The following is a 25,669-nucleotide window of genomic DNA, read 5'->3' on the forward strand; positions in this document are numbered from 1 at the left end:
GCTATATGGGCTGGGGCCGTCATGACAGGGACGTTCCTGCATCTAGCAGCACGCGCGCTGCTGCCGCCAGAAGAGCGATGAGGCCTAGTGGAATTCATGCAGGCTAGAATAGTATAATACGGTTCGGTATATGGACAGTAGAAAAATCTATATGCTTCAACAAAGGCTTGAGCCTTGAATCAAATGAAGGGATTAGCCGCTTTTTTCGAGAATCGGCAATGATGCACGCGTAGCGTCGTTGACCAGCCACTCATGCAGCTTCGTCCAGCGGCGCTTCGTCTGTCCACTTCGAATCGCCATACCGATCGCCTTCCGCTGCCCGATCAGCACGACAAGCTGCTTACCTCTTGTAACTCCCGTGTAGAGCAGGTTCCGGGCGAGCATGTTGAAGTGCTGCGTCACAATCGGGATCACCACGGCCGGGTACTCCGAACCTTGGCTTTTATGGATCGTCGTCGCAAAGGCGGGCACCAGCGTATCGAGTTCGCCGAACGGGTAGATCACCTCACGCCCATCAAAGGTGACCAGCACCGCCCCTTCCTCCTCGTCGATGCCGGTGACCATGCCGAGGTCACCGTTGAAGACATCCCGGTCGTAGTCGTTCTGCGTCTCCATCACCCGGTCACCGGGCGCGAAGCGCCAGCCGAAGCGCTCAATCTGCGCAGGCGGGTTTGGATTCAGCACGCGCTGGAGTTCGTGGTTCAGGTTGCGCGAGCCGAGCGAGCCCCGCAGCTGGGGGGGCAGCACCTGCACATCTCGCACGGGATCGAGGCCGAACGTGCGTGGGATGCGATTTGTTATGATCTCGATCAGCTTGGCGACCCCGACCTCTGGGTCATCGATCTCGATGAGATAGAAGTCCGCCTTCTCACCGGGGCGGGGCCTTTCTGGCATCTGGCCTGAGTTGATCCGGTGGGCGTTGACGATGATCCGACTCTCGGCCGCCTGCCGGAAGACCTCTGTGAGCCGCGCCACCGGTATGCGGCCAGAAGCGATCACGTCTGCTAGGACCTGCCCTGGTCCGACTGAGGGTAGCTGATCCACATCCCCAACGAGCAGCAGCCCAGCGCGGTCCGGCACTGCCTTCAGCAGGGCATTCATCAGCGGCACGTCCACCATCGAGGTCTCGTCAATGACGAGGAGATCGCAGTCGAGTGGGTTCTCTTCGTTGCGCGAGAAGCCGCCGTGCTTGGGATCGATCTCCAGCAGGCGGTGGATGGTTTTTGCCTCCAGGCCGGTCTGCTCGGTCATGCGCTTGGCCGCACGCCCCGTGGGTGCAGCGAGCAGCACCTGAGTGCCCTTGGCCCTGAGGATGCGCAGCACGGAGTCGAGCGTGCTGGTCTTACCCACGCCAGGGCCGCCGGTGATCACACTGAGCTTGGAAGCAAGCATCAGCCGCACGGCCTCGATCTGCGAGGGCGAGAGTGTCTTCCCGGTCTTTCCCTCCACCCAGGGGCGGGCCTTGCCGAGGTCGATCTCAGGCCAAGGCGGTGAACCGGAGGCGCGATCGATCAGGCGCTCGGCGATGATCCGCTCGGAGGAGTGAAGACCCTTGAGGAAGATGCAGGTCTCGCCATCCACCGTGTCGGCGACTACGTCCTCACCGCGGAGCTCGAGGGCGATGGCGATGCGGATGAGGTCAGCCTCCACCTCCAGCAGCTTCTGGGCGAGCACGGCAAGGCGCTCGGTGGGCAGCCCACAGTGCCCCTCATCCATGGCAGTCTGGAGCGCGAACGACACGCCTGCTCTCAATCGCTGCGGCGCTTCCTTCTCCAGCCCGAGCTTCATGGCGATGGCATCGGCCGTTCGGAAGCCGATGCCGCGAATGTCCCGTGCGAGCCGGTATGGGTCCTCTGTCATGACCTTGATGGACTCCTGTCCATAGGTCTTGAAGATGCGCACGGCTCGCGCGGTGCCGACGCCGTGCGCGTGCAGGAAGATCATGATCTCCCGCACCGCCTTCTGCTCGGCCCAGCCTTTCACGATGCGCTCGGCACGCTTCGGTCCAATGCCGCCGACCTCCTTCAGGCGGTCAGGCTCGGCCTCGATGACCTCGAAGGTGTTCTCGCCAAACAGCGCCACGATGCGCTTAGCCATGGCTGGACCGATGCCACGCATGTAGCCGGAGGCGAGGTACTTCTCGATGCCCTCGATCCCGGTCGGTGGAGTCGCCTTGAGCGTCTCAGCTTTGAACTGAAGCCCATGCTGCCGGTCCGAGAACCAGATCCCAGTCGCTGTGATCCACTCGCCTGCCCCGATGGCTGGTGCATGCCCGATGACCGGCACGAGGTCCCGCTTGCCTCGGGCCTGAACCTTCAGCACGCAGAAGCCGGTCTCGACATTGTGGAAGGTGACGCGCTCCACCGTACCCGTGAGCGTCTCCACCGGCGTGCCACGCTCGAACGACTGTCGCACCGCCCTAGGATCCATCTTGCGATATGACCCCGTCCAACAAACGACGGGATCGAAGCATTGATGCCTCGTCGAAACAGCGCCCGCCTGCCATCATCCCTCAACCATGGCCGCATTTCCTGGGAGAGCAAGCATGCCACGTAACATTCTGATCCTGGGCGCTTCGTATGGCTCGTTGCTCGCGACGAAGTTGCTGCTGGCCGGTCATAACGTGACCCTTGTCTGTCGCAGGAAGACCGCTGAGCTCATCAATCGTGAGGGTACTGAGGTCCGTATCAAGTTCCGTGACGAGCCGGGACACCGGGCGATACGGTCGCGCGATCTGCCCGGCGCTGTTGACGCGGCTCCGCCGGAGCAGGTTGACGTGTCCCGCTACGACTTGGTCGTTCTCGCCATGCAGGAGCCGCAGTACACCAACCACACCATCCGTGTGCTGATGATCAAGGTCGCTGCTGCAAAGCTCCCGTGTCTGTCGCTGATGAATATGCCACCCCTGCCCTACCTCAAGCGGATCCCAGCGCTTGCCGACATGGATTTGGCAGAGGCCTACACCAATGCAGGTGTGTGGGACCGTTTCGAGCCGGGGCTGATCTCACTCTGCTCACCAGATCCCCAGGCGTTCCGCCCACCGGACGAGGGTGCTAACGTGCTGCACGTCGGTCTACCGACGAACTTCAAGGCGGCGCCGTTCGCGAACGAGATGCACAGCCGGCTTCTGAAAGAGCTGGAAGCTGACATCGATGCGGTGCAACTCGACGGCCAGGACGTTCCAGTCAAGCTCAAAGTATTTGAATCGCTCTTTGTCCCGCTGGCAAAATGGTCGATGCTGCTGACCGGGAACTATCGTTGCATCACGCCGAATGGGATGCAGTCAATCCGTGATGCTGTGCATAATGACCTTGAACATTCGCGTGCTATCTACGAGCACGTTGATGCTATCGCACGAAGCTTAGGCGCAGATCCGCAGGATCAAGTGCCCTTCGAGAAGTATGCCAAGGCTGCAGAGAGCCTTCTAAACCCCTCGTCAGCCGCGCGGGCTGTAGCGAATGGAGCGCCGTTCATCGAGCGAGTCGACTTATTAGTCAAGCTGATCTCGCATCAACTTGGGGCGCCAAACGCGCAAATTGACGAAACGGTTCAAACGGTGGATCGGAAGCTTGAGGAGAAAATCGTTGTAAGCTGAGCAAGCATCGTGGGAAGTTCGGAGTTCGCATTGCTGGCTCGAGATTATGCCGCTCTTGTAGCCCCGACGCTTTCTCCAGGCTCCAGACCAGCATAGTTAAACAGCAAGTGCGTGAAGCGCCTGAAACAGATGAAGGCCTGAGGCGACCCGGCCGCGCGCGATCTTCCGCGGGCGGCCGACATCCCGTGCGGAACCGGGCGGGCCCTTTCGCGGGTCGCCAAGGAACGTAAGCCTGGCCGTCCCGGTTGCCGATCCTGACAGGCGGATTCCGAACGGACGCGACGATGCGGGAACGGCAGGCGCTGCAGCGCGCGGTGGCGGTGATGGCCCTGGTCCCGGTGGCCTCCGGTCTCTACGGCGTGCTGTTCGGCCTGAACGGGATCGGACACGGCGGCCTCGTCGACGTCTCCGCCGACAGCCACTTCCGATACCTCTCCGGCCTGCACATGGGCATCGGCATCCTGTTCTGGACCTGCGTGCCCGGCATCGAGGCCAAGACCACCCTGTTCCGCTTCCTCACCCTGGTGGTGGCTCTCGGTGGGCTCGCCCGCCTCCTCGGCTGGGCTCTGACGGGATTGCCGTCCTTCCTGATGCTGGCCGCCCTGGCCGTCGAACTCCTCGTCACCCCGCTGCTCTGTCTGTGGCAGGCCCGGGTCGCGGCGCGTGCCTCCGACGCGATGCCCGCCGGAGTCCCGGGGTGAGCACCGTCGCCGACAGCCTGCCCCGCCTGCCGGACCGGATCCTCGCCGCCCTCGAGCGCGTGATCCCGAAGCCCGCCGCCTGGGCCTTCGCCGTGCGGATCTGGCTCGCCATGGTCCTGGCTCTCTACGCGGCCTTCTGGCTGCAGCTCTCAAGCGCCTCCTCGGCGGCCGTCTGCGTGGCGATCCTGGCCCAGCCCAAGCGCGGGCAGGCCCTGTCGAAGGCACTCTACCGCTTTCTCGGCACCCTGGTGGGCGCTGCCGTGGCCATTGTTCTGATGGCGCTGTTCGCGCAGGACCGGGTGGTGCTGCTGGTCGCCTTCGCGACCTGGCTCGGCCTGTGCGTCTTCACCGCCCACTTTCTGCAGGATACCCGCGCCTACGGGGCGATGCTGTCGGGCTACACCGTGGCGATCATCGCCATCGCCCATATCGATACGCCACAGAGCACCTTCGACGCGGCCGTCGACCGGGTCGCCGCGATCACGCTCGGTATCGTGGCGATCACCTTCATCAACGACGCCCTCGGGTCGCCGAGCATCTGGCGGACCGTGCGCGACACCCTCGGCGACGCCCTCGCGGAGACCCGGGCTTTCGCCCGCGAGACCCTGACCCAGGGCGATCCCGGCTCCGAGCGGACCGCGGCGCTGATCCGCAAGATCGCCGCCCTGCGGGGCGACGCCAGCGCCATCGCGGGTGAACTCGACGACGGGCCGGACCGGGCCGCGGGGGCCCGCAGCGCCATCGCGGCGCTCTACGTCATGGCGGCGGCCGCCCGCCATCTTCGCGGGGCCGTGGCCCGTCTCCCGGCCCCGCCGCCCGCCGTGGTGGAGGCGCGCGCCCTCTGCCTCGGGCTCACGGAGCCGGAGGCCGACGCGGTCCGGGCGGCGGCACGCCTGTCGGATCTCGTCGAGGATGCGGTACGCACGGGCGGCCAGCCCCTCGACGCGATCCTCGCCCTGCAGCGCGCCCTCGACTTTGCCCGGGCGGCCGCCTTCGCGGTGGACGGGCATTGCGTCCTCGCCCATGGCGGACGCCCCTTGCGCGACGTGCCGCTCCCGACCCACCGCGACATGCCGGAAGCCCTTCGGGGCGCCATGCGAGTGGTGATCGCCTTCGGCCTCACGGCTCTCCTGCTCGTCGCCACGGGATGGCCCGCGACCTCCTTCGCCCTGGTCCAGGTGGCGTCGACCTGCTCGCTCTCCTCGATCACCCCTGACCCGCGCGTCTTCGCCAAGGGCGTGCTCATCGGCATGCCGCTGGCAGCCCTCTGCGCCGGTCTCGTGCTGTTCGGGGCGCTCGCCGGCGTCCAGGGCTTTCCCCTGCTGGCCATCGCCATAGCGCCGGTGGTCTTCGCCGCATGCTTCCTCAGCCTCAATCCGCCGACCTTCGGCATCGGTTTCATCCTGCTGGTGTTCTTCCCCGTGCTGCTCTCGCCCGCCAACCCCCAGAGCTACGACCCGCAGGGGTTCCTCACCAACGCGTTCCTGGTGATCTTCGCGGCCCTGATCCTCTTCTGCACCGTCCGGGTCATTCTTCCCGTCTCCAACGCCCGTCACCGCGCCTTCGCCCTCGATTCGGCCCGGCGCGCCCTGGTCGAGGCCCTGGCGGGCCGAGGCGGCGACGCCACGACGCGGACCAGCCTCAACAGCGACCGTCTGCTGCAATTCGCCCGCTGGAGTTCGGGCAGCGCCGCCGTGCGCCGGGCGAACCTCGACCGCGCCTTCGACCTCGCCCGGATGGAGTCGGCCGCCGCCCGCGCCCAGGCGCAGCTGCGCGGTCTCGCCCGGGACGACGCCCTGGCGTCGGTCGCCGGCCGGGCCGGCGCGGCCCTCGCGAGCGTCGATGTCGGCCGGATGCGGGAGGCCGCTGCGGCCCTTCTCGCCGCCGGCGGACAGGCCGATCCGGCCACGCGCCTGCACCTTGCCCGGGCGGTGAGCGACCTCGCAACCGCCGCCCACGTTGCCGAGGGCCAGGGGCGCTTCCTGCGGCGCCTCGGCATTCAAGTCGCCTGATGCGCAGCGACCTCGATCTCGGCGGCGTGATGCTCTCGCCCTTCGTGGCCTACGCCGCCGGCGCACTGGCGATCCTCGTGGGGCTGCGCCTGATCTTCGCGCGCCTGCGCATCGCCCGCTACGTCGCCAACCCACCCCTGGCGGAAGCCGGCCTCTACGTCTGCATCCTCGCTCTCCTGATCGTGTTCCTGTGACCATGGCTCAAGACCCGCCCGCCGAGACCGCTGCCACAGGCTCCGACAGCCGCCCCCGTGCTGCGCCGGATACCCGCCCCCGCGCGCCCGGCCGGGGGCGCCGGGTGCTGCGCCTGCTGATCACCGGACTCATCCTGGCCTGCGCCTTCGTGGCGGCAGCCCTCGTCTGGCAGTTCTACGTGACCGCTCCCTGGACCCGCGACGGAAGGGTGCGCGTGCAGGTCGCCAGCGTGGCGCCCCAGGTCTCGGGCCAGATCACAGAGCTGCGCGTCGCCGACAACCAGACCGTGAAGAAGGGCGACATCCTCTATGTGATCGATCCGTTCGACTTCGAGGTCTCGGTGACTTCGGCCCAGGCCGAGCTCGACAACCGGGAGGCCGACCTCCAGGTCAAGCGGACCCAGGCCGCCCGGCGCGAGGCGCTGACCACCCTCTCGACCTCGGTGGAGGAGAAGCAGCAATATGCGGGCACCGCCAAGATCGCCGAGGCGGCGGTGGCCTCGGCCAAGGCGCAGCTCTCTCAAGCCAAGACCAACCTCCAGCGCACCCAGGTGCGCTCGCCGGTGAATGGCCGGGTGACGAACCTCCTGCTGCGCCCTGGCGACTATGCCACCACCGGCGCGGTCAACATCGCCATCATCGACACCGATTCCTTCTGGATCGACGGGTACTTCGAGGAGACCAAGATGGCCCATATCCACGTGGGCGATCCGGTCTCGGCCGAGCTCCTGGGCTACGACCCGCTGATCCGTGGCACGGTGGAGAGTATCACCCTCGGCATCAGCACCGCCAACGCCACCGCGAGCACCCAGGGCCTGCCCAACGTCGACCCGGTCTACACCTGGGTCCGCCTCGCCCAGCGGGTGCCGGTGCGCATCCGCATCGAGGCGGTGCCCGAGGGCGTCACCCTGGTCGCCGGCATGACCGCCACCGTCTCGGTGGGCGAGCCCGGCACGCATCGGCAGGACTGGCTCGCACGCCTGCGCAGCCGCTTCCCCGGAGCCGCGGCCCCCACCCCGTAGGCTGTTGCGCCATGGCGAGGGGTTGCAGCCGTGCCCAAGCGACTGCCGCGACAGGATATTTTAAGGCTGTGGCGATGGGAATGAATACAGTCGCGAAATCATGCAAATAGGCTCTTGACGCATTCACGATCCGGTCGCACCTTGATGTGGTGCTTCGACGGCAAAGCACAGCTCAAGCAACGAGGAGGCCTTGATCGGATAACGATCACGACCGACCGGACGCAGGAGATGTTGGAATGACTCCACCCCAGCAGGCGGCTGCGGCGATCATCCAGGGCTGATTCGACCTGGACGTTGAGCAGCGCACACGCGAATTACGGGACGGAAGCGGTCTCCGGGGCGCAGAAGCGGCCATCACGGCACGACTTCAGACATGCACCAGGCCCCACCTCGGCCGCTTCCGCCGCCAGTTTTCCCAACACAGGCTGGTGCGCGTCGCGCCGGAATCCCATGAGAACATTCATCTCGACACGTCGCCGCTGCGCTTCCGCGCGAGCGGCTCGACCCATGAGCGGGAGCGTATGAGCGGGGGTTCGGGCGCCGACGGACCGCGACCGTCACGCTGAGGAAGGCCGGTCCCGCGCCCGAAGGCAGCACGGGCTCTCAGCGGACGATGCACGCATCGCCAAGCCGGACGGGCCGGTTCGCCAAACGGTTCCGGCCGCGGCTGTCCGACGCGCGGAATACAGGCCCGATCGCTACTCGATCCCGAGCTTCGCTTTCAGCAGCGCATTCACCGCCGCCGGATTGGCCTTGCCGCCGGTCGCCTTCATGGTCTGGCCGACGAACCAGCCGAGGAGGGTCGGCTTCTCACGGGCCTGGGCGACCTTGTCGGGGTTCTTGGCGATGATCTCGTCCACGGCAGCCTCGATCGCGCCGGTGTCGGTGACCTGCTTCATGCCGCGCGCATCGACGATCTGGCGCGGATCGCCGCCCTCGGACCAGACGATCTCGAACAGGTCCTTGGCGATCTTGCCCGAGATCACGCCCTCGCCGATGAGGTCGACGATGGCGCCGAGCTGGTCGGCCGAGACCGGACTGGACTCGATGCTGTGGCCCTCCTTGTTCAGGCGCCCGAACAGCTCGTTGATGACCCAGTTCGCCGTGGCCTTGCCGTCGCGGCCCTTGGCCACTGCTTCGAAGTAGTCGGCCGAGGCGCGCTCGGCGATGAGCACGCCGGCATCGTAGGGCGACAGCCCGTAGGATTCGATGAAGCGCGCCTTCTTGGCGTCGGGCAGCTCGGGCAGGCCGGCGGCCAGGGCATCGACGTAGGCCTGGTCGAATTCCAGCGGCAGCAGATCCGGGTCCGGGAAGTAGCGGTAGTCGTGCGCCTCTTCCTTCGAGCGCATGGAGCGGGTCTCGCCCTTGCCCGGATCGAACAGGCGGGTCTCCTGGCTGATCGTGCCGCCATCCTCGATGATCGCGATCTGGCGCCGGGCCTCGGTCTCGATCGCCTGGCCGATGAAGCGGATCGAGTTGACGTTCTTGATCTCGCAGCGCGTGCCGAGCGGGTCACCGACTTTCCTTACCGAGACGTTGACGTCGGCGCGGAGCGAGCCCTTCTCCATGTCGCCGTCGCAGGTGCCGAGGTAGCGCAGGATGGTGCGCAGCTTGGTCACGTAGGCGCGCGCCTCCTCCGACGAGCGCAGGTCCGGCCGCGAGACGATCTCCATCAGGGCGACGCCGGAGCGGTTGAGGTCGACAAAGCTCTGGGTCGGGTTCTGGTCGTGCAGGGACTTGCCGGCATCCTGCTCCAGGTGCAGGCGCTCGATGCCCACGGTGATCGACTCGCCGTCGGGGAGATCGACCAGCACCTCGCCCTCGCCGACGATCGGGTCCTTGAACTGGCTGATCTGGTAGCCCTGCGGCAGGTCCGGATAGAAGTAGTTCTTCCGGTCGAACACCGAGCGGTGGTTGATCTGCGCCTTCAGCCCGAGGCCGGTGCGCACGGCCTGGGCCACGCATTCCTGGTTGATGACGGGCAGCATGCCGGGCATCGCCGCGTCCACCAGGGAGACGTGGTCGTTCGGCTCGCCGCCGAACGCGGTGGAGGCGCCGGAGAACAGCTTGGAGCGGCTCGTGATCTGGGCGTGGATCTCCATGCCGATCACGACCTCCCAGTCGTGCAGGCCGCCCTTGATGAGCTTCTTGGGGTTCACGGCAGCGGTCATGATGGCCCGAATTCAGCGTTGCGGGGCGCGGGGATGCGCCGGAAAGGGTGCGTGGCGCGGCTGCGCGCCGGAAAAGGTGGAAGGGCCCGCCTGCGCGGTCAAGCGCGCAGGCGGTAGAGCTGGTGCGCCAGGAAGCCCACGGTGCCCCACAGGAAGCCAGCGATCCAGCGCACGGGGAAGAAGGTCGGCCCGTCGTGGCTCACCGGCGCCGGCCAGGGAATGCCGATCGCGGTGACAGCCCAGGACACCAGCACCGAGATCGCGAAGGCCATCAGCGACACGAGGATGACCTTCACGAACTGGTCCGACTTCCAGCCCATCACCAGGGCGATGGCGATCAGCACCGGATCGAAGGCGGCCCAGATCCAGACGTCGAAGGGATAGACCGGGACCGTCATCGGGCGCGCCTCATGCCCACCACGCGGCCGGCAGCCTGGTCCGCCCGGCGGCGTCCTCGATCACCTGGGCGGCGGCGAACAGCGTCTCCTCGTCGAAGGGCCGGCCGATGAGCTGGAGCCCGAGGGGCAGCCCCTGGGCGTCGAGACCGGCCGGCACCGAGATGCCGGGCAGGCCCGCCATGTTCACCGTGATGGTGAACACGTCCTGCAGGTACATCTCGACCGGGTCGCCCGAGCCCTTCTCGCCGATGCCGAAGGCCGCCGACGGGGTCGCGGGGGTGAGGATCGCGTCGATGCCGGAGGCGTAGGCCTGCTCGAAATCGCGCTTGATCAGGGTGCGGATGCGCTGGGCGCGCACGTAGTACGCGTCGTAGTAGCCCGCCGAGAGCACGTAGGTGCCGATCATGATGCGGCGCTTCACCTCGCGGCCGAAGCCGGCGGCGCGGGTGTTCTCGTAGAGGCCGGCGATGTCCTTGCCGGGCACCCGCAGGCCGTAGCGCACGCCGTCGTAGCGGGCGAGGTTGGAGGAGGCTTCCGCCGGCGCGACGATGTAGTAGGCCGGAAGCGCGTACGGGGTGTGCGGCAGCGAGATCTCCCGCACCGTGGCGCCGGCGTCCCGGAGCATGGCGGCGCCCCGGTCCCAGAGCGCCTGGATCTCGGCCGACATGCCCTCGACCCGGTACTCCTTCGGAATGCCGATGGTCAGCCCCTTCACGCCGCGGGCGACGGCGGCCTCGAAGTCCGGCACGGGCAGGTCGGCGCAGGTGGTGTCGCGCGCATCCTGGCCGGCCATCGAGCCGAGCAGGATCGCGCAATCGCGCACCGTCCGGGCGATCGGGCCCGCCTGGTCGAGGGAGGAGGCGTAGGCCACCGTGCCCCAGCGCGAGCAGCGGCCATAGGTCGGCTTGATGCCCACGGTGCCGGTGAAGGCCGCGGGCTGGCGGATCGAGCCGCCGGTATCGGTCGCGGTGGCGCCGAGGCAGAGATGGGCGGCCACCGCCGCCGCCGAGCCGCCCGACGAGCCGCCCGGCACCAGCTTGGCGTCCGATCCGGCGCGGCGCCAGGGCGAGACCACGTCGCCGTAGGCGGAGGTCTCGTTGGACGAGCCCATGGCGAATTCGTCGAGGTTCAGCTTGCCGAGCATCACCGCGCCGTCGCGCCAGAGATTGGCGGTCACGGCCGATTCGTAGGCGGGCGTGAAGCCCTCGAGGATCTTCGAGCCGGCGGTGGTCGCCACGCCCTCGGTGCAGAACAGGTCCTTGATCCCGAGGGGAATGCCCTCCAGCGGACGGGCCTGTCCGGAGGCGATCCGCCCGTCGGCCGCCTGCGCCATGGCCAGGGCCCGGTCCGGCGTCTCGACGAGGTAGGCGTTCAGTCCCCGCGCCTTCTCCATGGCGTCGAGATGCGCGCGGGTCAGGTCGGTGGCGGAGAAGTCCTTGGCCTTGAGCCCGTCGCGGGCCTCCGCCAGGGTGAGTTCGTTCAGAGAGGTCATGGGTGGGAGAGTCCTGGGCGCTCGTCCTGGTGGGTCCCGGGGCACCGCCGCCGTCGCCGTTCGGGCGCCGGGCGGACCGTCCCTCGGGGCGGCCGGGTTTGGAGGTCGGCGGCGCGTACGCCTACTCGACGACCTTCGGCACGAGGAAGTAGTGGTCCTCGGTCTCGGGCGCGTTGGCCACGATGGCGTCGGCCTTGGCCCCGTCGGTGACCACGTCCTCGCGCTTCTTCATGGCCATCGGCGTAACCGAGGTCATCGGCTCGACCCCCGTCACGTCGACCGTGCCGAGTTGCTCGACGAAGGCCAGGATCGCGTTCAACTCGCCCTGCAGGGGGGCGACCTCGTCCTCGCTCACCGCGATGCGCGCCAGGTGCGCGATGCGCCTCACCGTCGTTGCGTCGACCGACATGCTGTCTTCAGATCCTCAGGGGCCATCCGAGGCCGGCGGGGTTCCGCGGGCGATGGAGCGTCGGGCCGGGCTATAGCACCCGCCTTCCCGCGCTCGCAACGGCGAGGCCAGGCGCGTACCGGATCGGGAACGCGGCCCCGGCGTCTCAGGCGATCGCGTGATGCGGCAGCACCGGCGATTCTATCAGGATCCCGGCCCGCGCCGGCCCGCGATCCGCCTGCCGGAACCCGACGAGCAGGATCTCGCAGGCCAGGGCCAGCATCAGCTTGTGCCGCAGGGGCATCCGGCGTGGGGCGGGCGGGGTCGCGCGGGGCGGTAGGGGCATGCGGTCGGCTTTCAGCGTCTTAACGGTTCTTTAACCCTGCTCTGGCCGATCCGGTCCCCGCAAGGCTATGACAACGTTTCTTCAAGGTTAACGGCGAGCTGGAGATCAGATTCATGTGGGAGACGGTGTTCTCGCCCTGTGCGCCGGGGCCGGTCGCCACCGAGGCGGCCCTCGACCGGGCAGAGGCGGAGCTCGGCTACGGCCTGCCCGAGAGCTATCGCACCTTCTGCCGGACCCTCGGGGCAGGGCTCGCCAACGGCTATTTCCGGGTGGCGGTCCCGAGCGAAGCACCCGAGACGGACCTCGTCGCCCATTCCGAGCTGATCGCCCACAGCATCGCCTCCGTCCTCGGCGACCGTCCCGAGCATCGCTTCGAGGTCGAGGGCGACGATCCGACCGTCATCGAGCGGGCCGGCTTCTTCGGGCGCTCCGAGGCTGGCGAGTTCCTGTTCTGGGACGTGGTGCCGGGGCGCGACGAGTACGAGATCTGGGTCCTGGGCGCCGACCTCGAATCGGTGCGCTTCGGCGGGGCCGACCTCGTCGACCTGATGCGGCGGAGCCAGGGCGCGGCCGTGCGCGGCATCCTCGGCATGGGCGCCGAGCCCCTCCCCGCCAGCTTCGTCGGCGACGGCACCGAAGGTTCGACCGGCCTGCACTGATCCGCGAGGAGCCCCTTGCCGGCCGGGGCCGGATCGCGCAGGAGGGGCGCTGGCACGGGAGAGCGACGGACATGGACGAGGCCGAGATGCGGGCCTTCGCGGAGGCGTCGCAGGGCGGCCCCCGCCTGATCGGGATCGATCTCGGCACCAAGACGATCGGGCTCGCCCTGTCGGATGTCGGGCGCCAGATCGCCTCGCCCCTGGAGACCATCCGGCGGGTGAAGTTCACCCCGGACGTCGCGCGCCTGCGGATGCTGTGCGAGACGCATGCCGTCGGTGGCCTCGTCATCGGCCTGCCCCTGAACATGGACGGCAGCGAGGGCCCACGGGTCCAGTCGACCCGTTCCTTCGTGCGCAACATGAAGCCGCTGCTGCCCCTGCCCGTCCTCTACTGCGACGAGCGCCTCTCCACCGCCGCCGTCACCCGCGCGCTCATCGCGGCGGATGCCTCGCGGGCCAAGCGCGGCGAGGTCGTCGACATGCTGGCCGCCGCCTACATCCTGCAGGGCTGCCTCGACCAGATGCGCCGCGCCCTGGGCGAGGAGGAGCCCGACGACGACGCCTGATGCGGTGTCCGTGGCCGGGAGCGGGCGCCGTCGAACGCCGCCGTCCCGAAGGACTCGGGGGCACCCGTCTGACGGCCCTCACCCCACCAGGGACACCGATCCGCTGCCGTGGCGCTCGATGCGCCCGTCGAGCTCCAGCTCGAGCAGGGTGGTCTGGACGACGCGGACGCTGAGGCCGGCGGTGCGCGCCAGCTCGTCGGTCCCGATCGGGGTCGGGCTCAGATAGGCGATGAGACGGGCGCGGTCGTCGGTCGGCTCCGGTGGGGCGAAATCTTCGGCGGGGAGCGGCAGCACGATGCCGTCGACGTCGAGTTCGTCCCAGAAGATCGGCGCGTCGGCGAGGTCCGGCCGGTCGACGGCCAGGGCGTCGACGCTGCGCGCATCGGCGCCGCCCGCCAGCAGCGGGGCGATGACGTCGGTGACGTGGGTGGCGTCGGAGACCAGGGTCGCGCCCTGGCGGATCAGGTCGTTGGTGCCTTCCGCCCGCGGGTCCAGGGGAGAGCCCGGCACGGCGAAGACCTCGCGGCCCTGCTCCAGGGCGAAGCGGGCGGTGATCAGCGAGCCCGAGCGGCGGGCGGCCTCCACCACGACGGTGCCGTAGGCGAGGCCGGAGATGATGCGGTTGCGCCGGGGAAAGTCGCGGCCGCGCGGCTCCCACCCCATCGGCATCTCGGCCAGCACCGCCCCGCCCGCCTCCAGGATCGCCTCCACGAGGGCGGCATGGTTGGCCGGGTAGATCCGATCCTGTCCCCCCGCCAGCACCGCCACGGTGCCGGGCGCCAGGGCGGCCCGATGGGCGCGGGCATCGATGCCGCGCGCCAGACCCGAGACCACGACGAGACCGGCGTCGCCGAGCCCGCGGGCGAGGCGCTCGGTAAAGGCGAGGCCGGCCGCCGAGGCGTTGCGCGAGCCGACGATGGCGATGGCCGGGCGATTCAGGATCGCGGCCTCGCCCCGGATCGCGATCAGCGGCGGCGCCGAATCGGCGGCCTGCAGCAGCTTCGGGTAGTCCGCCTCCCCGAAGGCGACCAGGCGGGCGCCCAGGCGACTGGCCGCGTGGAGCTCGGCCTCGGCCTCGGCCCGGCTCGGCGGCGTTATGCGCCGGCCGCTGCGGCCGGTGAGGTTCGGCAGGGCGTCCAGCGCCGGACCGGCGCCGCCGAAACGGTTGACCAGGGTGCGGAAGCTGCGCGGGCCGATGCCCTCGCTGCGGATCAGGCGCAGCCAGTCGAGACGCTGGGCATCGGTGAGCTGCATCGCCCTCCCCTCCCGGAGCGGGCGGCGAGCCTCAGCCCTTCTGCCCGATGCGCCCCTCGGTCCCGTCGATCAGCCGACGGATGTTGGGCGCGTGCTTCCACCATAGCAGGATGGCGAGCAGGAGAAACAGGACTGCAACCGCAGGCTGTCCCAGGGCCCACAGGACGAGGGGCGTCAGGCCCGAGGCCGCCAGGGCCGCGAGGGAGGAGTATTTCAGCGTGAAGGCGAGGCCGAGCCAGATGGCGGCGAAGGCCAGGAGGCCGAGGGGGCTCAGCGCCAGGAGGACGCCGAGGAAGGTCGCCACTCCCTTCCCGCCCTTGAATCCGAGCCAGACCGGGAACAGGTGCCCCAGGAAGGCGCCGAGGCCGGCGACGAGGGCCGCCTCCAGCCCGAAGCGGCCGGCGAGGAGCACCGCCAGCGTGCCTTTCAGGGCGTCGCCCAGCAGCGTCGCGGCCGCAAGACCCTTGCGCCCGGTGCGCAGCACGTTGGTGGCGCCGATGTTGCCGGAGCCGATCGCCCGCACATCGCCGAGCCCGGCAAAGCGGGTCAGGATCAATCCGAACGGGATCGAGCCGAGAAGGTAGCCCCCCGCCAGCGCGGCCAGCAGCAGGGTCCAGGGCAGGGTATCCAGGGTGATCACGCGGCGGCCTCGGTCTCGGCGGGGGCGCGGAAGACGATGCGGCCCGCCACCATCGTCAGGATGGCGGCCCCCTGGAGGCGCGCTTCGTCGAAGGGTGAGTTCTTCGAGCGGGACTTCAGCGCGCGCTTGTCGATGACGTAGGGCAGGTCCGGATCGATCAGCACCAGGTCGGCGGGCGCGCCGGCTGCGAGGCGTCCGGCCGGTCGTCCGAGGAGCGCCGCCGGGCTGGCGCTCAGGGCGGCCAGCAGGCGCGGCAGGGTGACGTCGCCGGTATGAACCAGCCGCAGGGCCGCGCCGAGCAGCGTCTCGATCCCCAGCGCCCCGTCCGCGGCCTCCGCAAAGGGCAGGCGCTTGGTCTCGACGTCCTGCGGGTTGTGGTCGGAGACGATGACGTCGATCACGCCCTCGTTGAGGCCGGCCACCAGGGCGAGGCGGTCGGTCTCGTGGCGCAGGGGCGGCGAGAGCCGGCAGAAGGTGCGGTAGTGCCCGATGTCACCCTCGTTCAGGACCAGGTTGTTCACCGAGGCGCCGCAGGTGACCGGCAACCCGTCCGCCTTGGCCCGGCGCACGATCTCGATCGAATCGGCACAGGAGATCATCGCGGCGTGGTAGCGGGCGCCGGTGAGGCGCACGAGGCGGATGTCGCGCTCCAGCATCACCGTCTCGGCCTCGCGTGGGATGCCGAGGAGCCCGAGGCGGGAGGCCATCTCGCCCTCGTTCATCACGCCGTCGCCGACGAGGTCCGGCTCCTCCAAGTGCTGCATCAGCAGGGCACCGAAGTCGCGGGCATAGGTCAGCGCGCGGCGCATGACCTGGGCATTGGTCACGGCCTTGAGGCCGTCGGTGAAGGCGACGGCACCGGCCTCCTGCAGCAGGCCGAACTCGGTCATTTCCTGACCGGCGAGGCCCTTGGTGATGGCGGCGGCCGGCAGGACGTGGACGCTGGCCGTGTCGCGGGCGCGGCGCAGCACGAAGTCGACGATGGCCGGCCCATCGATGACCGGATTGGTATCCGGCATGCAGACCAGGGTCGTGACGCCGCCGGCCGCCGCCGCCGCGCTGGCGCTGGCCAGGGTTTCCCGATGCTCGGCGCCGGGCTCGCCCACGAAGGCCCGCAGATCGATGAGGCCGGGGCTGAGAACGTGGCCTCCGCAATCGACGGTCTCGGCCTCGTCCGGCACCCCGGCGAGGGGCCCCCAGCCGACCTCCTGGATCAGGCCGTCGCGCACGAGGACGTGGCCGGGCGCCTGGCGGCCCGTGGCCGGGTCGCAGAGCGTCGCGTGGGTCAGGAGGATGGGGCGCATCGTCATGCCTCGCGGTTTCGACCGGGCGCGCCGTGGCGTCAAGCCGGATGCGGGGGGCACGCTACTGCGGGACGCCGCAGCGTGCCCTGACGGCGCATCGGCCCGTCGTCTCAGACCTCGTAGATCGGATCGTTGCCCGAAGCCTTGTTGAGCTTGAGGCCATGAAGGCAATCCGCCTTCGCCACGTAGCTCTCGCTGCTCTTGGAAATCTCCTCGCCGTTCTTGGCGTAGTAGATCCAGTACCAATGCCCCCGAACGCCCTTCTTGATCTTGTAGCAGGGGTAAGACAACGCCGACATCGCTTCGCTCCTCGGTTCACGGCGGCCAACGGGGACCTCCGATGCAAATCAAACTCTAGGTCTGATTTACGTCGATTTGTTAACCTGAGTGAAATTTTGCAAGGCCTCTGGAACGGAAAAAGGCCCCACCCTTCCGGGCGAGGCCTCAGACTCGCGGTCCGCAGAGGCTGGGGAGGCTTACGCCGCCAGCGAACGCAGGACGTAGGGCAGGATGCCGCCGTTGCGGAAGTACTCGAGCTCGTCGAGGGTATCGATGCGGCAGGTCAGCGGGACCTCCCGCTTCGTGCCGTCCGCGGAGGTGATCTCGGCGATCATGGTCTGGCGCGGCTTCAGGTCGCCCGACAGGCCCCGGATCGAGACCGTCTCATCCCCCTTGAGGCCCAGCGAGGCCCAGGACATCTCGCCCTGGAAAACCAGGGGCACGATGCCCATACCGACGAGGTTCGAGCGGTGGATGCGCTCGAAGCTCTCGGCCACCACGGCGCGGATGCCCAGGAGCTTGGTGCCCTTGGCCGCCCAGTCGCGCGACGAGCCGGTGCCGTACTCCTTGCCGGCGAACACGACGAGCGGGGTTCCCTCGGCCTGATACTTCTGCGCGGCGTCGTAGATGAACACCCGCTCGCCCGAGGGCTGGAACAGCGTCCAGCCGCCCTCGACCACGGTGCCGGACGCGTCGCGGACCATCTGGTTCTTGATGCGGATGTTGGCGAAGGTGCCGCGCATCATGACTTCGTGGTTGCCGCGCCGCGTGCCGTACTGGTTGAAGTCCTGCACCCGGACCTGATGCTCCTGCAGGTAGGCGCCCGCCGGGGAGTTCGCCCGGATGTTGCCCGCCGGCGAGATGTGGTCGGTGGTAATCGAGTCGAGGAACAGGCCGAGGATGCGGGCGTCGACCACGTCTTCCACCGGCGCCGGGGTCTTCTGCATGCCGACGAAGTAGGGCGGGTTCTGCACGTAGGTGGAAGTCGAATCCCACTTGAAGGTCTCGGCCTCGGTGACCTCGACGGCCTTCCAGTAGTCGTCGCCGCCGAACACGTCGGCGTAGCGGGACTTGAACAGGGTCGAGGTGATGTTGGCCTCGATGAACGCCTGCACCTCGGCGCTCGAGGGCCAGATGTCCTTCAGGAAGACGGGCTGGCCGTCAGACCCGGTGCCCAGGGGCTCGGTGGTGATGTCGATCTGCATCGAGCCGGCCAGCGCGTAGGCGACGACCAGCGGCGGCGAGGCGAGGTAGTTCGCCCGCACGTCGGGGTTCACGCGGCCCTCGAAGTTGCGGTTGCCGGAGAGCACGGCGGCGGCGACGACGTCGTTGTCGTTGATGGCCTTCGAGATCGGGACCGGCAGGGGGCCGCTGTTGCCGATGCAGGTGGTGCAGCCGAAGCCGACCAGGTTGAAGCCCAGGGCATCGAGGGGCTTCTGCAGGCCGGCGCTCTCGAGGTACTCGGCCACCACCTGGGAGCCGGGCGCCAGGGAGGTCTTCACCCAGGGCTTGGAGCGCAGGCCCTTGGCGACGGCGTTGCGGGCCAGGAGGCCGGCGCCGATCATCACGCTCGGGTTCGAGGTGTTGGTGCAGCTCGTGATGGCAGCGATCACCACGTCGCCGTGGCCGATGTCGAAGTTGGCGCCCTCCACCGGGTAGCGCCTGGCGATGTCGGCGGCCTTCTTGAACTCAGTCTCCATCGACTGCGCGAAGCCGGGCTTGGCGCCGTCGAGGAGCACCCGGTCCTGCGGACGCTTGGGGCCGGCGAGCGACGGGCGCACGTCGCCCATGTCGAGCTCGAGCGTGTCGGTGAAGACCGGGTCCGGCGTGGCCGCGTCGCGCCACATGCCCTGCGCCTTGGCGTAAGCCTCCACCAGGGCGATCCGGTCGTCGGCGCGGCCGGTGACCTTGAGGAAGTCGATGGTCTTCTGGTCGATGGGGAAGAAGCCGCAGGTGGCGCCGTATTCGGGGGCCATGTTGGAGATCGTGGCGCGGTCGGCCACCGCCATGTCGTCGAGGCCGGGGCCGTAGAACTCCACGAACTTGCCGACCACGCCCTTCTTGCGCAGCATCTGGGTCACGGTGAGCACGAGGTCGGTGGCCGTGGTGCCCTCGGGCAGCTTGCCCGACAGCTTGAAGCCGATGACCTCGGGGATCAGCATCGAGAGCGGCTGGCCGAGCATCGCGGCCTCGGCCTCGATGCCGCCGACGCCCCAGCCGAGGACCGCGAGGCCGTTGACCATGGTGGTGTGCGAATCGGTGCCGACGAGGCTGTCCGGATAGGCGAGCTCGGTGCCGTCTTCCGACTTCGTCCAGACCGTCTGCGACAGGAACTCGAGGTTCACCTGGTGGCAGATGCCGGTGCCGGGCGGCACGACGGAGAAGTTGTCGAAGGCCGACTGGCCCCACTTGAGGAAGGTGTAGCGCTCGCCGTTGCGCGAGTATTCCAGCGCGACGTTGTCGGCCAGCGCCTTCGGGGTGCCGAACTCGTCGACGATCACCGAGTGGTCGATCACGAGGTCGACCGGCACCAGCGGGTTGATCTTCTGCGGGTCGCCGCCCAGAGCCACCATGGCGTCGCGCATCGCGGCCAGGTCGACCACCGCGGGCACGCCGGTGAAGTCCTGCATCAGCACGCGGGAGGGGCGGAAGGCGATCTCGGTCTCGGTCTTCCCCTTGTTGCCGAGCCAAGCGACGGTGGCGGAGATGTCGTCCTTCTTGACCGAGCGCTCGTCCTCGAAGCGCAGCAGGTTCTCGAGCAGCACCTTCATCGAGAAGGGCAGCGCGGTGGCGTCGGCGAGGCCGGACTTCTCGGCATGGGGAATCGAGTAGTAGGTGTAGGACTTGTCTCCGACGGTGAGGGTCTGGCGAGACTGGAAGCTGTCGAGCGATGCCACGGCGTTATAATTCCTCGTGAGCGGTTGGTCGAACACGCGCAGGCATAACCTGCGCCACGAAAACACGTGTTCGGCTGGGAGCGCTATGAAGCGCGCGCCGCCCCGGGGGTGCCCGGATAGGGTGTTGCGCGAAGGGCGATTTGGACGCCCTGAAATCTCGCGCGGCGCAGCCTGCGCGCGTTATAGAACACTTCGAAACTGGCCGCTACCGGTGCCCTGACACCGGGTGAGATCTGTTCGGACGCCTCTTCGCCAACCGAGGCCCCCCCTGCTAGGCTCCGGCAATCCGATGGAGACACAGATGCGCGCTCTGCGCCTGCCGCCCGAGATCGAAGACCGCCTGGAGGCGCCGGCCCGGCGTACAGTCCGGAGCTAGGACGATCACGCCGGGGACGCCATTCTCGAACACCTGGAAACCCTGGAAAACCTGGAGGATCTTGAGGACGCCGAGATGCGCCTCGCGGCGGTCCGCAGCGGCGCGAGGGATGCCGTTCCCCTGGATGACCTGCTGTCGCGCTCCGGTCTGCCGGATTGAGTTCGAGCGTTCCGCGGAGCGCGGACTCGCCCGTGTCGATCGCGCGGCGGCCCGGCGCAGCCGGAGTTTTCTGCGCGACCGGGCTCGCCACTGGACGATCCGCGTGTCATTGGCGAAGCTCTGAAGGGCTCTCGGCTCGGCAACTTCTGGAAAGACCGGATCGGCGACGTTCGCGTGATCGCCGCGATCGAGGACGACGCCCTGCGCATGCTCGTGATCAAGATCGGCCACCGCCGCGACGTCTGCCGGTCGCTGGTTCGATGAGGCTCATGATTCAGGACCCCCCGTGCGGCTGACCGCTCAAGACCTCGCCGTCCGCCGCTTCGGCCGCCGCATCTTCTCGGACCTGTCCTTCGCCCTCGGGCCGGGGGAGGCGCTGATGGTCACCGGGCGGAACGGGGCCGGCAAGTCGACGCTGCTCGCGGTGCTGGCCGGCCGGCTCAAGCCCGAGGCCGGAACCGTCACGGCGAGCGAGGTCGGCGAGGCGACCCTGTCCGAGTGCCTGCACGTGGTCGGCCATCGCGACGGGCTGAAGAGCCCGCTGACGGCGGAAGAGAACCTCGCCTTCGCCCGCGACCTCCTCGGCGCACCGACCGCGAGCCCGCAGGCGGCCCTGGAGGAACTCGGCCTCGGCCACGCCCTGCGCCTCCCCGTGGCCTATCTCTCCGCCGGCCAGCGCCGGCGGGTCGCGCTGGCCCGCCTCCTGGTCTGCCGACGTCCGCTCTGGCTCCTCGACGAACCGACGGCCGCCCTCGATGCGGCCTCACAGGAGGTCCTGGCGGGAATGATGGCGCGGCACCGTGCGGCGGGCGGCCTCGTCATCGCAACGACGCACCAGGCCCTCGGCCTCGTCGACGCCCGGGAATTGCGGATCGAGGCGCCCGCTGCATCGACGCAGGCCGCTCCGGCGGCCGCGGCCGACGAGGTCTGGTGGTGATGCGCGCCCTCAGGGCCCTCGTCGCCCGCGACCTCGCGCTCGCCGCCCGCGTCGGCGGTTCGGGGGCGCTCTCCCTCGTGTTCTTCCTGATGATCGTCGCCCTGGTTCCGTTCGCCCTCGGCCCGGACCTCAACCTGCTCTCGCGGATCGGCCCGGCCATCCTCTGGCTCGCCGCGGTGCTCTCGACCCTGATCGGCCTCGACCGCCTGTTCCAGGCCGACGAGGAGGACGGCTCCCTCGACCTGATGAGCGGCTCGCCGGCCCCGCTGGAGGGCGTCGTGCTCGCCAAGGTGCTGGCGCACTGGCTCACCACCGGCCTGCCGCTCGCCCTGGCCTCGCCCCTGTTCGGGCTCCTCGTCGCCCTCGACGGACGGGCCATGGCGGCGACCGCCCTCACCCTGCTGGTGGGCACCCCGGCCCTGACCTTCGTGGGGGCCGTGGGCGCCGCCCTCACCGCCTCGATCCGCCGGGGCGGACTCATCCTGGCGGTCGTGGTGCTGCCGCTGATGATCCCGACGCTGATCTTCGGCGTCTCGGCCAGCGAGTCGGCCCTCGGCGGCACCGTCCCGTTCACCACGCCGCTGGCCATCCTGTGCGCCCTCAGCCTGATCGCGGGCGTGATCGGAACGCTCGCCGCCGCCGCGGCCCTGCGCTGGTCGGAATAGGGCGTCAGGCGAGCGCCGCGCGCTCCCGCAGGCCGAGGGCGGGGCGATCCGGTGTCGGAACCTGAGGGTCCCGCCGGGAAGCTCGACCCTCCGGCTGCGCGGGGCGGGAGGGCCGCGTCCGGCCCGGGCGCCCGCCGATGCGCAGGGCGATGCCGATGAACAGCGCGATCATACCGACTTCCAGGAGCAGCAAGGGAAACCAGGCGGCGTTCCAGGACCGGGCGGCGAGATCGAGCGCCTCGCTGGCGAGCATGGCCCCGATTGCGCCGGCGGTGAAGACCGGAAGGGAGCGGCGGCCGAGCCGGGTCAGCAGGTGGTCGCGCGGCACCTGGTGCAGCAGGCGGATCAGCGGGGCCCGCGGCAGGGCCATCACCAGGTAGGCCAGGGCGAGCACGTGCAGGATGCGTAGGGGCGACTGGTAGGTCTTGCTCGCGCCGAGCCAGAACGCGTCGTTGCGCGTCGCGGCCCAGTCGGCGGCCGCCGGCCAGAGACGCACGACGACCACCGCCAGCACGAGGTAAGCGACGAGATAGCCCAGGGCGAGGCCGGTCAGCCATCGCGGGCGCGGCAGAGCGACGCCGTTGACCAGGCCCTGTCCGATCGTGATCCCCACAGCGAAGATCAGGGTCCAGGGCAGGATCGTCAGGAAGAAGGGCGCGCCCGTGAGGCTGTTGCTCAGCACCAGGTGGAAGTGACCGGCCGCGATCCAGAGCAGCAGCGCCGGCGGCAGGGGCGCCCAGAACCGCCACCCGGCCAGGCGCAACAGGATCGGTGCGATCAGCATCAGGGCCACGTACAGGCGCAGGACGGACGAGTAGCCCACCGTCTGGCGAAGGGTGAGCGCGTGGCCCAGCAGGTTCGGGAAGCCGTGCTCCCGCAACAGGCCGGTTTCCTGCGCGTGCACGCCCGTCACGCCGCGAAGGGCCAGGATGGCTGCCAGGAGACCGAGCGTCGCGAAGACGATGACCAGTTCGAAGGCGTAGATCCGGGCCGCCCGCCGCCACAGGTGGGCGACGATGTCCGGCAGCCGGCGCCGCGAGGCCTGGCTCGCCGCCAGGGCGATGGAGATGCCGCTGAGCAGGACGAAGATGTCGGCGCTGTCGGAGAAGCCGAGCCGGGAGGGCGACACGACCGAGATGGCGCCGTCCTGGATGTGGTTCACGAAGATATTGATCAGGCACAGACCGCGAATGGCGTCGATCGTGGTCCTTCGCTGCGGCATGCCTCACCCCGATGCGGCCTAGACGCACCCAGGTTAGGAACGAAAGCTTAAGGTTGCGTTGCAACCGATGCGGGTAATTCCGGGGAACGGCTCGGCCCTGCCCCGGGAAGTGGATCCGCGCGCCTCACGCCGGATCGGCGTCGATCCGCATCCGCAGGATGGCGTAGGGCGGTGCCTGCAGATCCTTGCCACCGTTGTATTCCGGACGCCGGTTCACCTGGGCGGACGAGATGTGGAGCCAGCGATCCGGGGTGATCCAGAACGTGTCGGCCCAGATCAGGCGCGGATCGGAGGCGATGAGCGTGACGGTGCCGTCGGGGTCGCGCCGGCCGACCGCGTTGAACTCCTGCATGGCGAGGTAGACCCGGTCCTTCGAATCCGTGGTCAGGCCGCCGGTCATGCCCTTCTCGCCCAGATCCGTGACGCCGGCCGCCACGGCCGCGTCGCTGGATTCGGGATCGAGGAGCGCGGCGGTCTCCACCGCGTAGAGGCGGCGCCCGATCAGCGGAGCGTAGTAGAGGCGTCGTCCGTCGGGACTGAGGGCGATGCCGTTGGCCCCACCCTGGACCGGGCGCGGCGGTCCCTCCCCCTTCCGCTGCACCACCGGACGGTCCTCGACGATCTTGAGAAGGCCTTTCTGCGACTTGGTGCTGGCATGACCGGAGAGGCGGCGCACCACCCGGCCGCTGGCGAGGTCGACGGCCAGGATGGCGCCCTCCCCGTCCTGGCCCTGGTCGGTGATGTAGGCGCGGGCGTAGCCGTCGCGGATATCCACCCGCAGGTCGTTGAGCGACGAGGTCGGGGTGATGCCGGCCTCCAGCGGGACCACCCGGCGGATGCGGTTGTCGGAGAGATCGATCTGCACCAGTTTCGCCCCGCCCTTCACCGGCGGTCCGGAGCCGTCCGGCAGGCCGGCATCGAGGCACCACAGGGTGTCGTCGCGGTCGAAGACGCCGTTGGGCACGTGGAACAGGCGGGCCTGTGGGTTCTCCGGGTCGGGCTGGTTCGTCGGCAGGTCCGGGTAGGGCCGGACCTCTCCGTCCGCCAGCACCTCACCCAGGGTGTAGGGCACCGTCGCGGTGAAGCGCGGCATCATCACGAAGCGCCGGCCGCCGGCCGAGATGGCGAGGCCGGTGGGGGTCGAGGGGGCGTTGGCGGTGAAGGCGAGTTCGAGCCCGCCCGCCGCCCGGCGGGTGGCGACCTCAGGGGACGGCGCCGCCACGGCCTCTCCGGGGCGGGCGAGGGCCGCCGTCCCGGCGAAGCCGGCACCGGCAATGCCGGCAGCGAGGAGGTCACGGCGAGCGAGCGTCATGGTGGGATCCGGTCGAGCGAGGGGGGAGGAAGATGGCGGGTCAGCCCCGGGCTGAGCCGCGCACCTTGAGGTCGATGGCGAGGACGTGGGCCCCCGCGCCGATGAAGAGGCGCCGGCCGTCCGGGCCGCCGAAGGCGACGTTGGCGGCGTCGGTCGCGGTAGCGATGCGTCCCAGGAGCGTGCCGTCGGACGCGTAGATCCGCACGCCGTCGAAGCAGGCGGCGTAGACCCGGCCGTCAGCATCCACCGCGAGGCCATCCGGCACGCCGGCCTCCACGGTGGCGAAGGGCTTCGGGGGGCCGAGCCTCCGGCCCTCCAGCACCGGGAAGGCCAGGATGGTGCGGGCGCCTTCCGGGTTCTTCAGGGAGGCGCTGGTGTCACTGACGTAGAGGCGGCGCCCGTCCGGGCTGAAGGCGATGCCGTTGGGCTGGCCCACGGCGTCGGTCATGCCCTCGACCCGGCCGGACGGATCGATCCGGTAGACCCGCCGCGCCGCTTGCGCCGGCGTTGCCATCAGGCCCTCGTCCGGCATGGTGATGCCGAAGACGGGGTCCGTGAACCAGATCGCGCCGTCCGGAGCCAGGGCGGCGTCGTTGGGGGAATTCAGAGGCCGGCCCTCGAAGGCGTCGGCCAGCACCGTGAGGCTCCCGTCCGGCTCCCGCCGCACGACCCGGCGCCCGCGATGCTCACAGGTGACGAGACGGCCCTCGGCGTCGAGGGTGTTGCCGTTGGCGTTGTTCGAGGGATCGCGAAACACGGCGGCGCCGCCGTCGTCGTCGATCCGGATCATCCGGTTGGCGCGGACGTCGCTGACGATCAGGCCGCCGAGGCCGGGGGCGTAGCACAGGCCCTCGCACCAGCGTCCGCCCGCATAGAGCGTGCGCAGCGCCGCGCCGGGATCGAGCACGTCGCGCAGCCGCGGATCGTCGACCCGGACGATGGGGGCCGCTGCGGCCGGCCAGGCGCGCAGGGCGAGGACCGCTCCCGCGCCGCCGAACAGCGCGCGTCGTCGTATCGTCGGCATCGATCCTCGAGGGCTGCGGGTGCGGTGAGGGCGCCGCCCCGTCGGCGGGGCGGCGC

At 69.3% G+C, this 25,669-nt stretch carries 24 protein-coding genes; 9 read left to right on the top strand and 15 right to left on the bottom strand.

The window, feature by feature from the left end; all coding sequences use genetic code 11:
• Positions 1-192: 192 nt before the first annotated feature.
• Entirely contained in the window at positions 193-2,430 is a 2,238-nt protein-coding gene (locus tag CRT23_RS10035) for an ATP-dependent RecD-like DNA helicase (RefSeq protein WP_103709568.1), read from the bottom strand.
• Positions 2,431-2,545: 115 nt separating this feature from the next.
• Here CRT23_RS10035 and CRT23_RS10040 point away from each other — a divergent pair, with 115 nt between their 5' ends.
• The 5 genes from CRT23_RS10040 to CRT23_RS10060 all read left to right on the top strand — a co-directional run bounded on the left by CRT23_RS10040 (position 2,546) and on the right by CRT23_RS10060 (position 7,524).
• Entirely contained in the window at positions 2,546-3,595 is a 1,050-nt protein-coding gene (locus tag CRT23_RS10040; RefSeq protein WP_103709569.1) for a 2-dehydropantoate 2-reductase N-terminal domain-containing protein, read from the top strand.
• A 284-nt stretch (positions 3,596-3,879) separates the two neighbouring features.
• Positions 3,880-4,296, top strand: coding sequence for a DUF4345 domain-containing protein (locus tag CRT23_RS10045; RefSeq protein WP_103709570.1), 417 nt, complete (start codon positions 3,880-3,882; stop codon positions 4,294-4,296).
• Positions 4,293-6,308: an FUSC family protein gene (locus CRT23_RS10050; protein WP_103709571.1), complete on the top strand. Its 2,016-nt coding sequence runs from the start codon at positions 4,293-4,295 to the stop codon at positions 6,306-6,308. Before CRT23_RS10045 ends, CRT23_RS10050 begins: the two co-directional genes overlap by 4 nt.
• Complete coding sequence (locus CRT23_RS10055) at positions 6,308-6,502, top strand: DUF1656 domain-containing protein (RefSeq protein WP_055949811.1); 195 nt, start codon at positions 6,308-6,310, stop codon at positions 6,500-6,502. Before CRT23_RS10050 ends, CRT23_RS10055 begins: the two co-directional genes overlap by 1 nt.
• A 2-nt stretch (positions 6,503-6,504) precedes the next feature.
• Complete coding sequence (locus tag CRT23_RS10060) at positions 6,505-7,524, top strand: efflux RND transporter periplasmic adaptor subunit (protein WP_103709572.1); 1,020 nt, start codon at positions 6,505-6,507, stop codon at positions 7,522-7,524.
• 698 nt (positions 7,525-8,222) lie between these two features.
• Here the strand turns inward: CRT23_RS10060 and gatB are convergent.
• The 5 genes from gatB to CRT23_RS10085 all read right to left on the bottom strand — a co-directional run bounded on the left by gatB (position 8,223) and on the right by CRT23_RS10085 (position 12,319).
• Positions 8,223-9,695, bottom strand: coding sequence for an Asp-tRNA(Asn)/Glu-tRNA(Gln) amidotransferase subunit GatB (gene gatB / locus CRT23_RS10065; RefSeq protein WP_103709573.1), 1,473 nt, complete (start codon positions 9,693-9,695; stop codon positions 8,223-8,225).
• A 98-nt stretch (positions 9,696-9,793) separates the two neighbouring features.
• Positions 9,794-10,093 (bottom strand): hypothetical protein, encoded by a 300-nt coding sequence (locus CRT23_RS10070; RefSeq protein ID WP_055949802.1) that lies wholly within the window; start codon positions 10,091-10,093, stop codon positions 9,794-9,796.
• A gap of 10 nt (positions 10,094-10,103) precedes the next feature.
• Positions 10,104-11,585, bottom strand: coding sequence for an Asp-tRNA(Asn)/Glu-tRNA(Gln) amidotransferase subunit GatA (gene gatA, locus CRT23_RS10075; RefSeq protein WP_103709574.1), 1,482 nt, complete (start codon positions 11,583-11,585; stop codon positions 10,104-10,106).
• A gap of 121 nt (positions 11,586-11,706) precedes the next feature.
• Entirely contained in the window at positions 11,707-11,994 is a 288-nt protein-coding gene (gatC, locus tag CRT23_RS10080) for an Asp-tRNA(Asn)/Glu-tRNA(Gln) amidotransferase subunit GatC (protein WP_055949797.1), read from the bottom strand.
• Positions 11,995-12,139: 145 nt separating this feature from the next.
• Entirely contained in the window at positions 12,140-12,319 is a 180-nt protein-coding gene (locus tag CRT23_RS10085; protein WP_103709575.1) for a hypothetical protein, read from the bottom strand.
• Positions 12,320-12,432: 113 nt separating this feature from the next.
• Between CRT23_RS10085 and CRT23_RS10090 the strand changes: the two genes are divergently transcribed.
• Both CRT23_RS10090 and ruvX read left to right on the top strand, forming a co-directional pair.
• Entirely contained in the window at positions 12,433-12,978 is a 546-nt protein-coding gene (locus CRT23_RS10090) for an SMI1/KNR4 family protein (RefSeq protein ID WP_103709576.1), read from the top strand.
• A gap of 71 nt (positions 12,979-13,049) precedes the next feature.
• Positions 13,050-13,544, top strand: a complete 495-nt coding sequence (ruvX, locus tag CRT23_RS10095; RefSeq protein ID WP_103709577.1) for a Holliday junction resolvase RuvX — start codon at positions 13,050-13,052, stop codon at positions 13,542-13,544.
• A 78-nt stretch (positions 13,545-13,622) separates the two neighbouring features.
• Here the strand turns inward: ruvX and dprA are convergent, their stop codons facing one another.
• From dprA to CRT23_RS28435, 6 genes are all read right to left on the bottom strand, one after another.
• Positions 13,623-14,798: a DNA-processing protein DprA gene (gene dprA, locus CRT23_RS10100; protein ID WP_103709578.1), complete on the bottom strand. Its 1,176-nt coding sequence runs from the start codon at positions 14,796-14,798 to the stop codon at positions 13,623-13,625.
• A gap of 31 nt (positions 14,799-14,829) precedes the next feature.
• On the bottom strand, positions 14,830-15,429 hold the full coding sequence (gene plsY, locus CRT23_RS10105; RefSeq protein WP_181017312.1) for a glycerol-3-phosphate 1-O-acyltransferase PlsY: 600 nt from the start codon (positions 15,427-15,429) through the stop codon (positions 14,830-14,832).
• 5 nt (positions 15,430-15,434) lie between these two features.
• Complete coding sequence (locus CRT23_RS10110; RefSeq protein WP_103709624.1) at positions 15,435-16,742, bottom strand: dihydroorotase; 1,308 nt, start codon at positions 16,740-16,742, stop codon at positions 15,435-15,437.
• A 110-nt stretch (positions 16,743-16,852) separates the two neighbouring features.
• A complete protein-coding gene (locus tag CRT23_RS10115) occupies positions 16,853-17,041 on the bottom strand; it encodes a DUF1508 domain-containing protein (RefSeq protein WP_103709580.1) in 189 nt (62 codons plus the stop codon).
• Between the two features lie 177 nt (positions 17,042-17,218).
• Positions 17,219-19,918: an aconitate hydratase AcnA gene (gene acnA / locus CRT23_RS10120; RefSeq protein WP_103709625.1), complete on the bottom strand. Its 2,700-nt coding sequence runs from the start codon at positions 19,916-19,918 to the stop codon at positions 17,219-17,221.
• A 271-nt stretch (positions 19,919-20,189) separates the two neighbouring features.
• Positions 20,190-20,684, bottom strand: coding sequence for a hypothetical protein (locus CRT23_RS28435; protein WP_181017306.1), 495 nt, complete (start codon positions 20,682-20,684; stop codon positions 20,190-20,192).
• 55 nt (positions 20,685-20,739) lie between these two features.
• On the opposite strand from CRT23_RS28435, the gene ccmA reads away from it, so the two are divergent.
• A complete protein-coding gene (gene ccmA, locus CRT23_RS10135) occupies positions 20,740-21,390 on the top strand; it encodes a heme ABC exporter ATP-binding protein CcmA (protein ID WP_103709581.1) in 651 nt (216 codons plus the stop codon).
• A complete protein-coding gene (ccmB, locus tag CRT23_RS10140) occupies positions 21,390-22,055 on the top strand; it encodes a heme exporter protein CcmB (protein WP_181017307.1) in 666 nt (221 codons plus the stop codon). Before ccmA ends, ccmB begins: the two co-directional genes overlap by 1 nt.
• A gap of 4 nt (positions 22,056-22,059) precedes the next feature.
• Here the strand turns inward: ccmB and opgC are convergent, their stop codons facing one another.
• The 3 genes from opgC to CRT23_RS10155 all read right to left on the bottom strand — a co-directional run bounded on the left by opgC (position 22,060) and on the right by CRT23_RS10155 (position 25,613).
• Positions 22,060-23,277, bottom strand: coding sequence for an OpgC domain-containing protein (gene opgC, locus CRT23_RS10145; RefSeq protein ID WP_103709582.1), 1,218 nt, complete (start codon positions 23,275-23,277; stop codon positions 22,060-22,062).
• A gap of 124 nt (positions 23,278-23,401) precedes the next feature.
• Positions 23,402-24,589, bottom strand: a complete 1,188-nt coding sequence (locus tag CRT23_RS10150; RefSeq protein ID WP_103709583.1) for an L-dopachrome tautomerase-related protein — start codon at positions 24,587-24,589, stop codon at positions 23,402-23,404.
• A 40-nt stretch (positions 24,590-24,629) separates the two neighbouring features.
• On the bottom strand, positions 24,630-25,613 hold the full coding sequence (locus CRT23_RS10155; protein WP_103709584.1) for an SMP-30/gluconolactonase/LRE family protein: 984 nt from the start codon (positions 25,611-25,613) through the stop codon (positions 24,630-24,632).
• Between the last annotated feature and the right edge of the window lie 56 nt (positions 25,614-25,669).

The organism is Methylobacterium sp. V23, assembly GCF_002917135.1.
Lineage (GTDB): Bacteria > Pseudomonadota > Alphaproteobacteria > Rhizobiales > Beijerinckiaceae > Methylobacterium.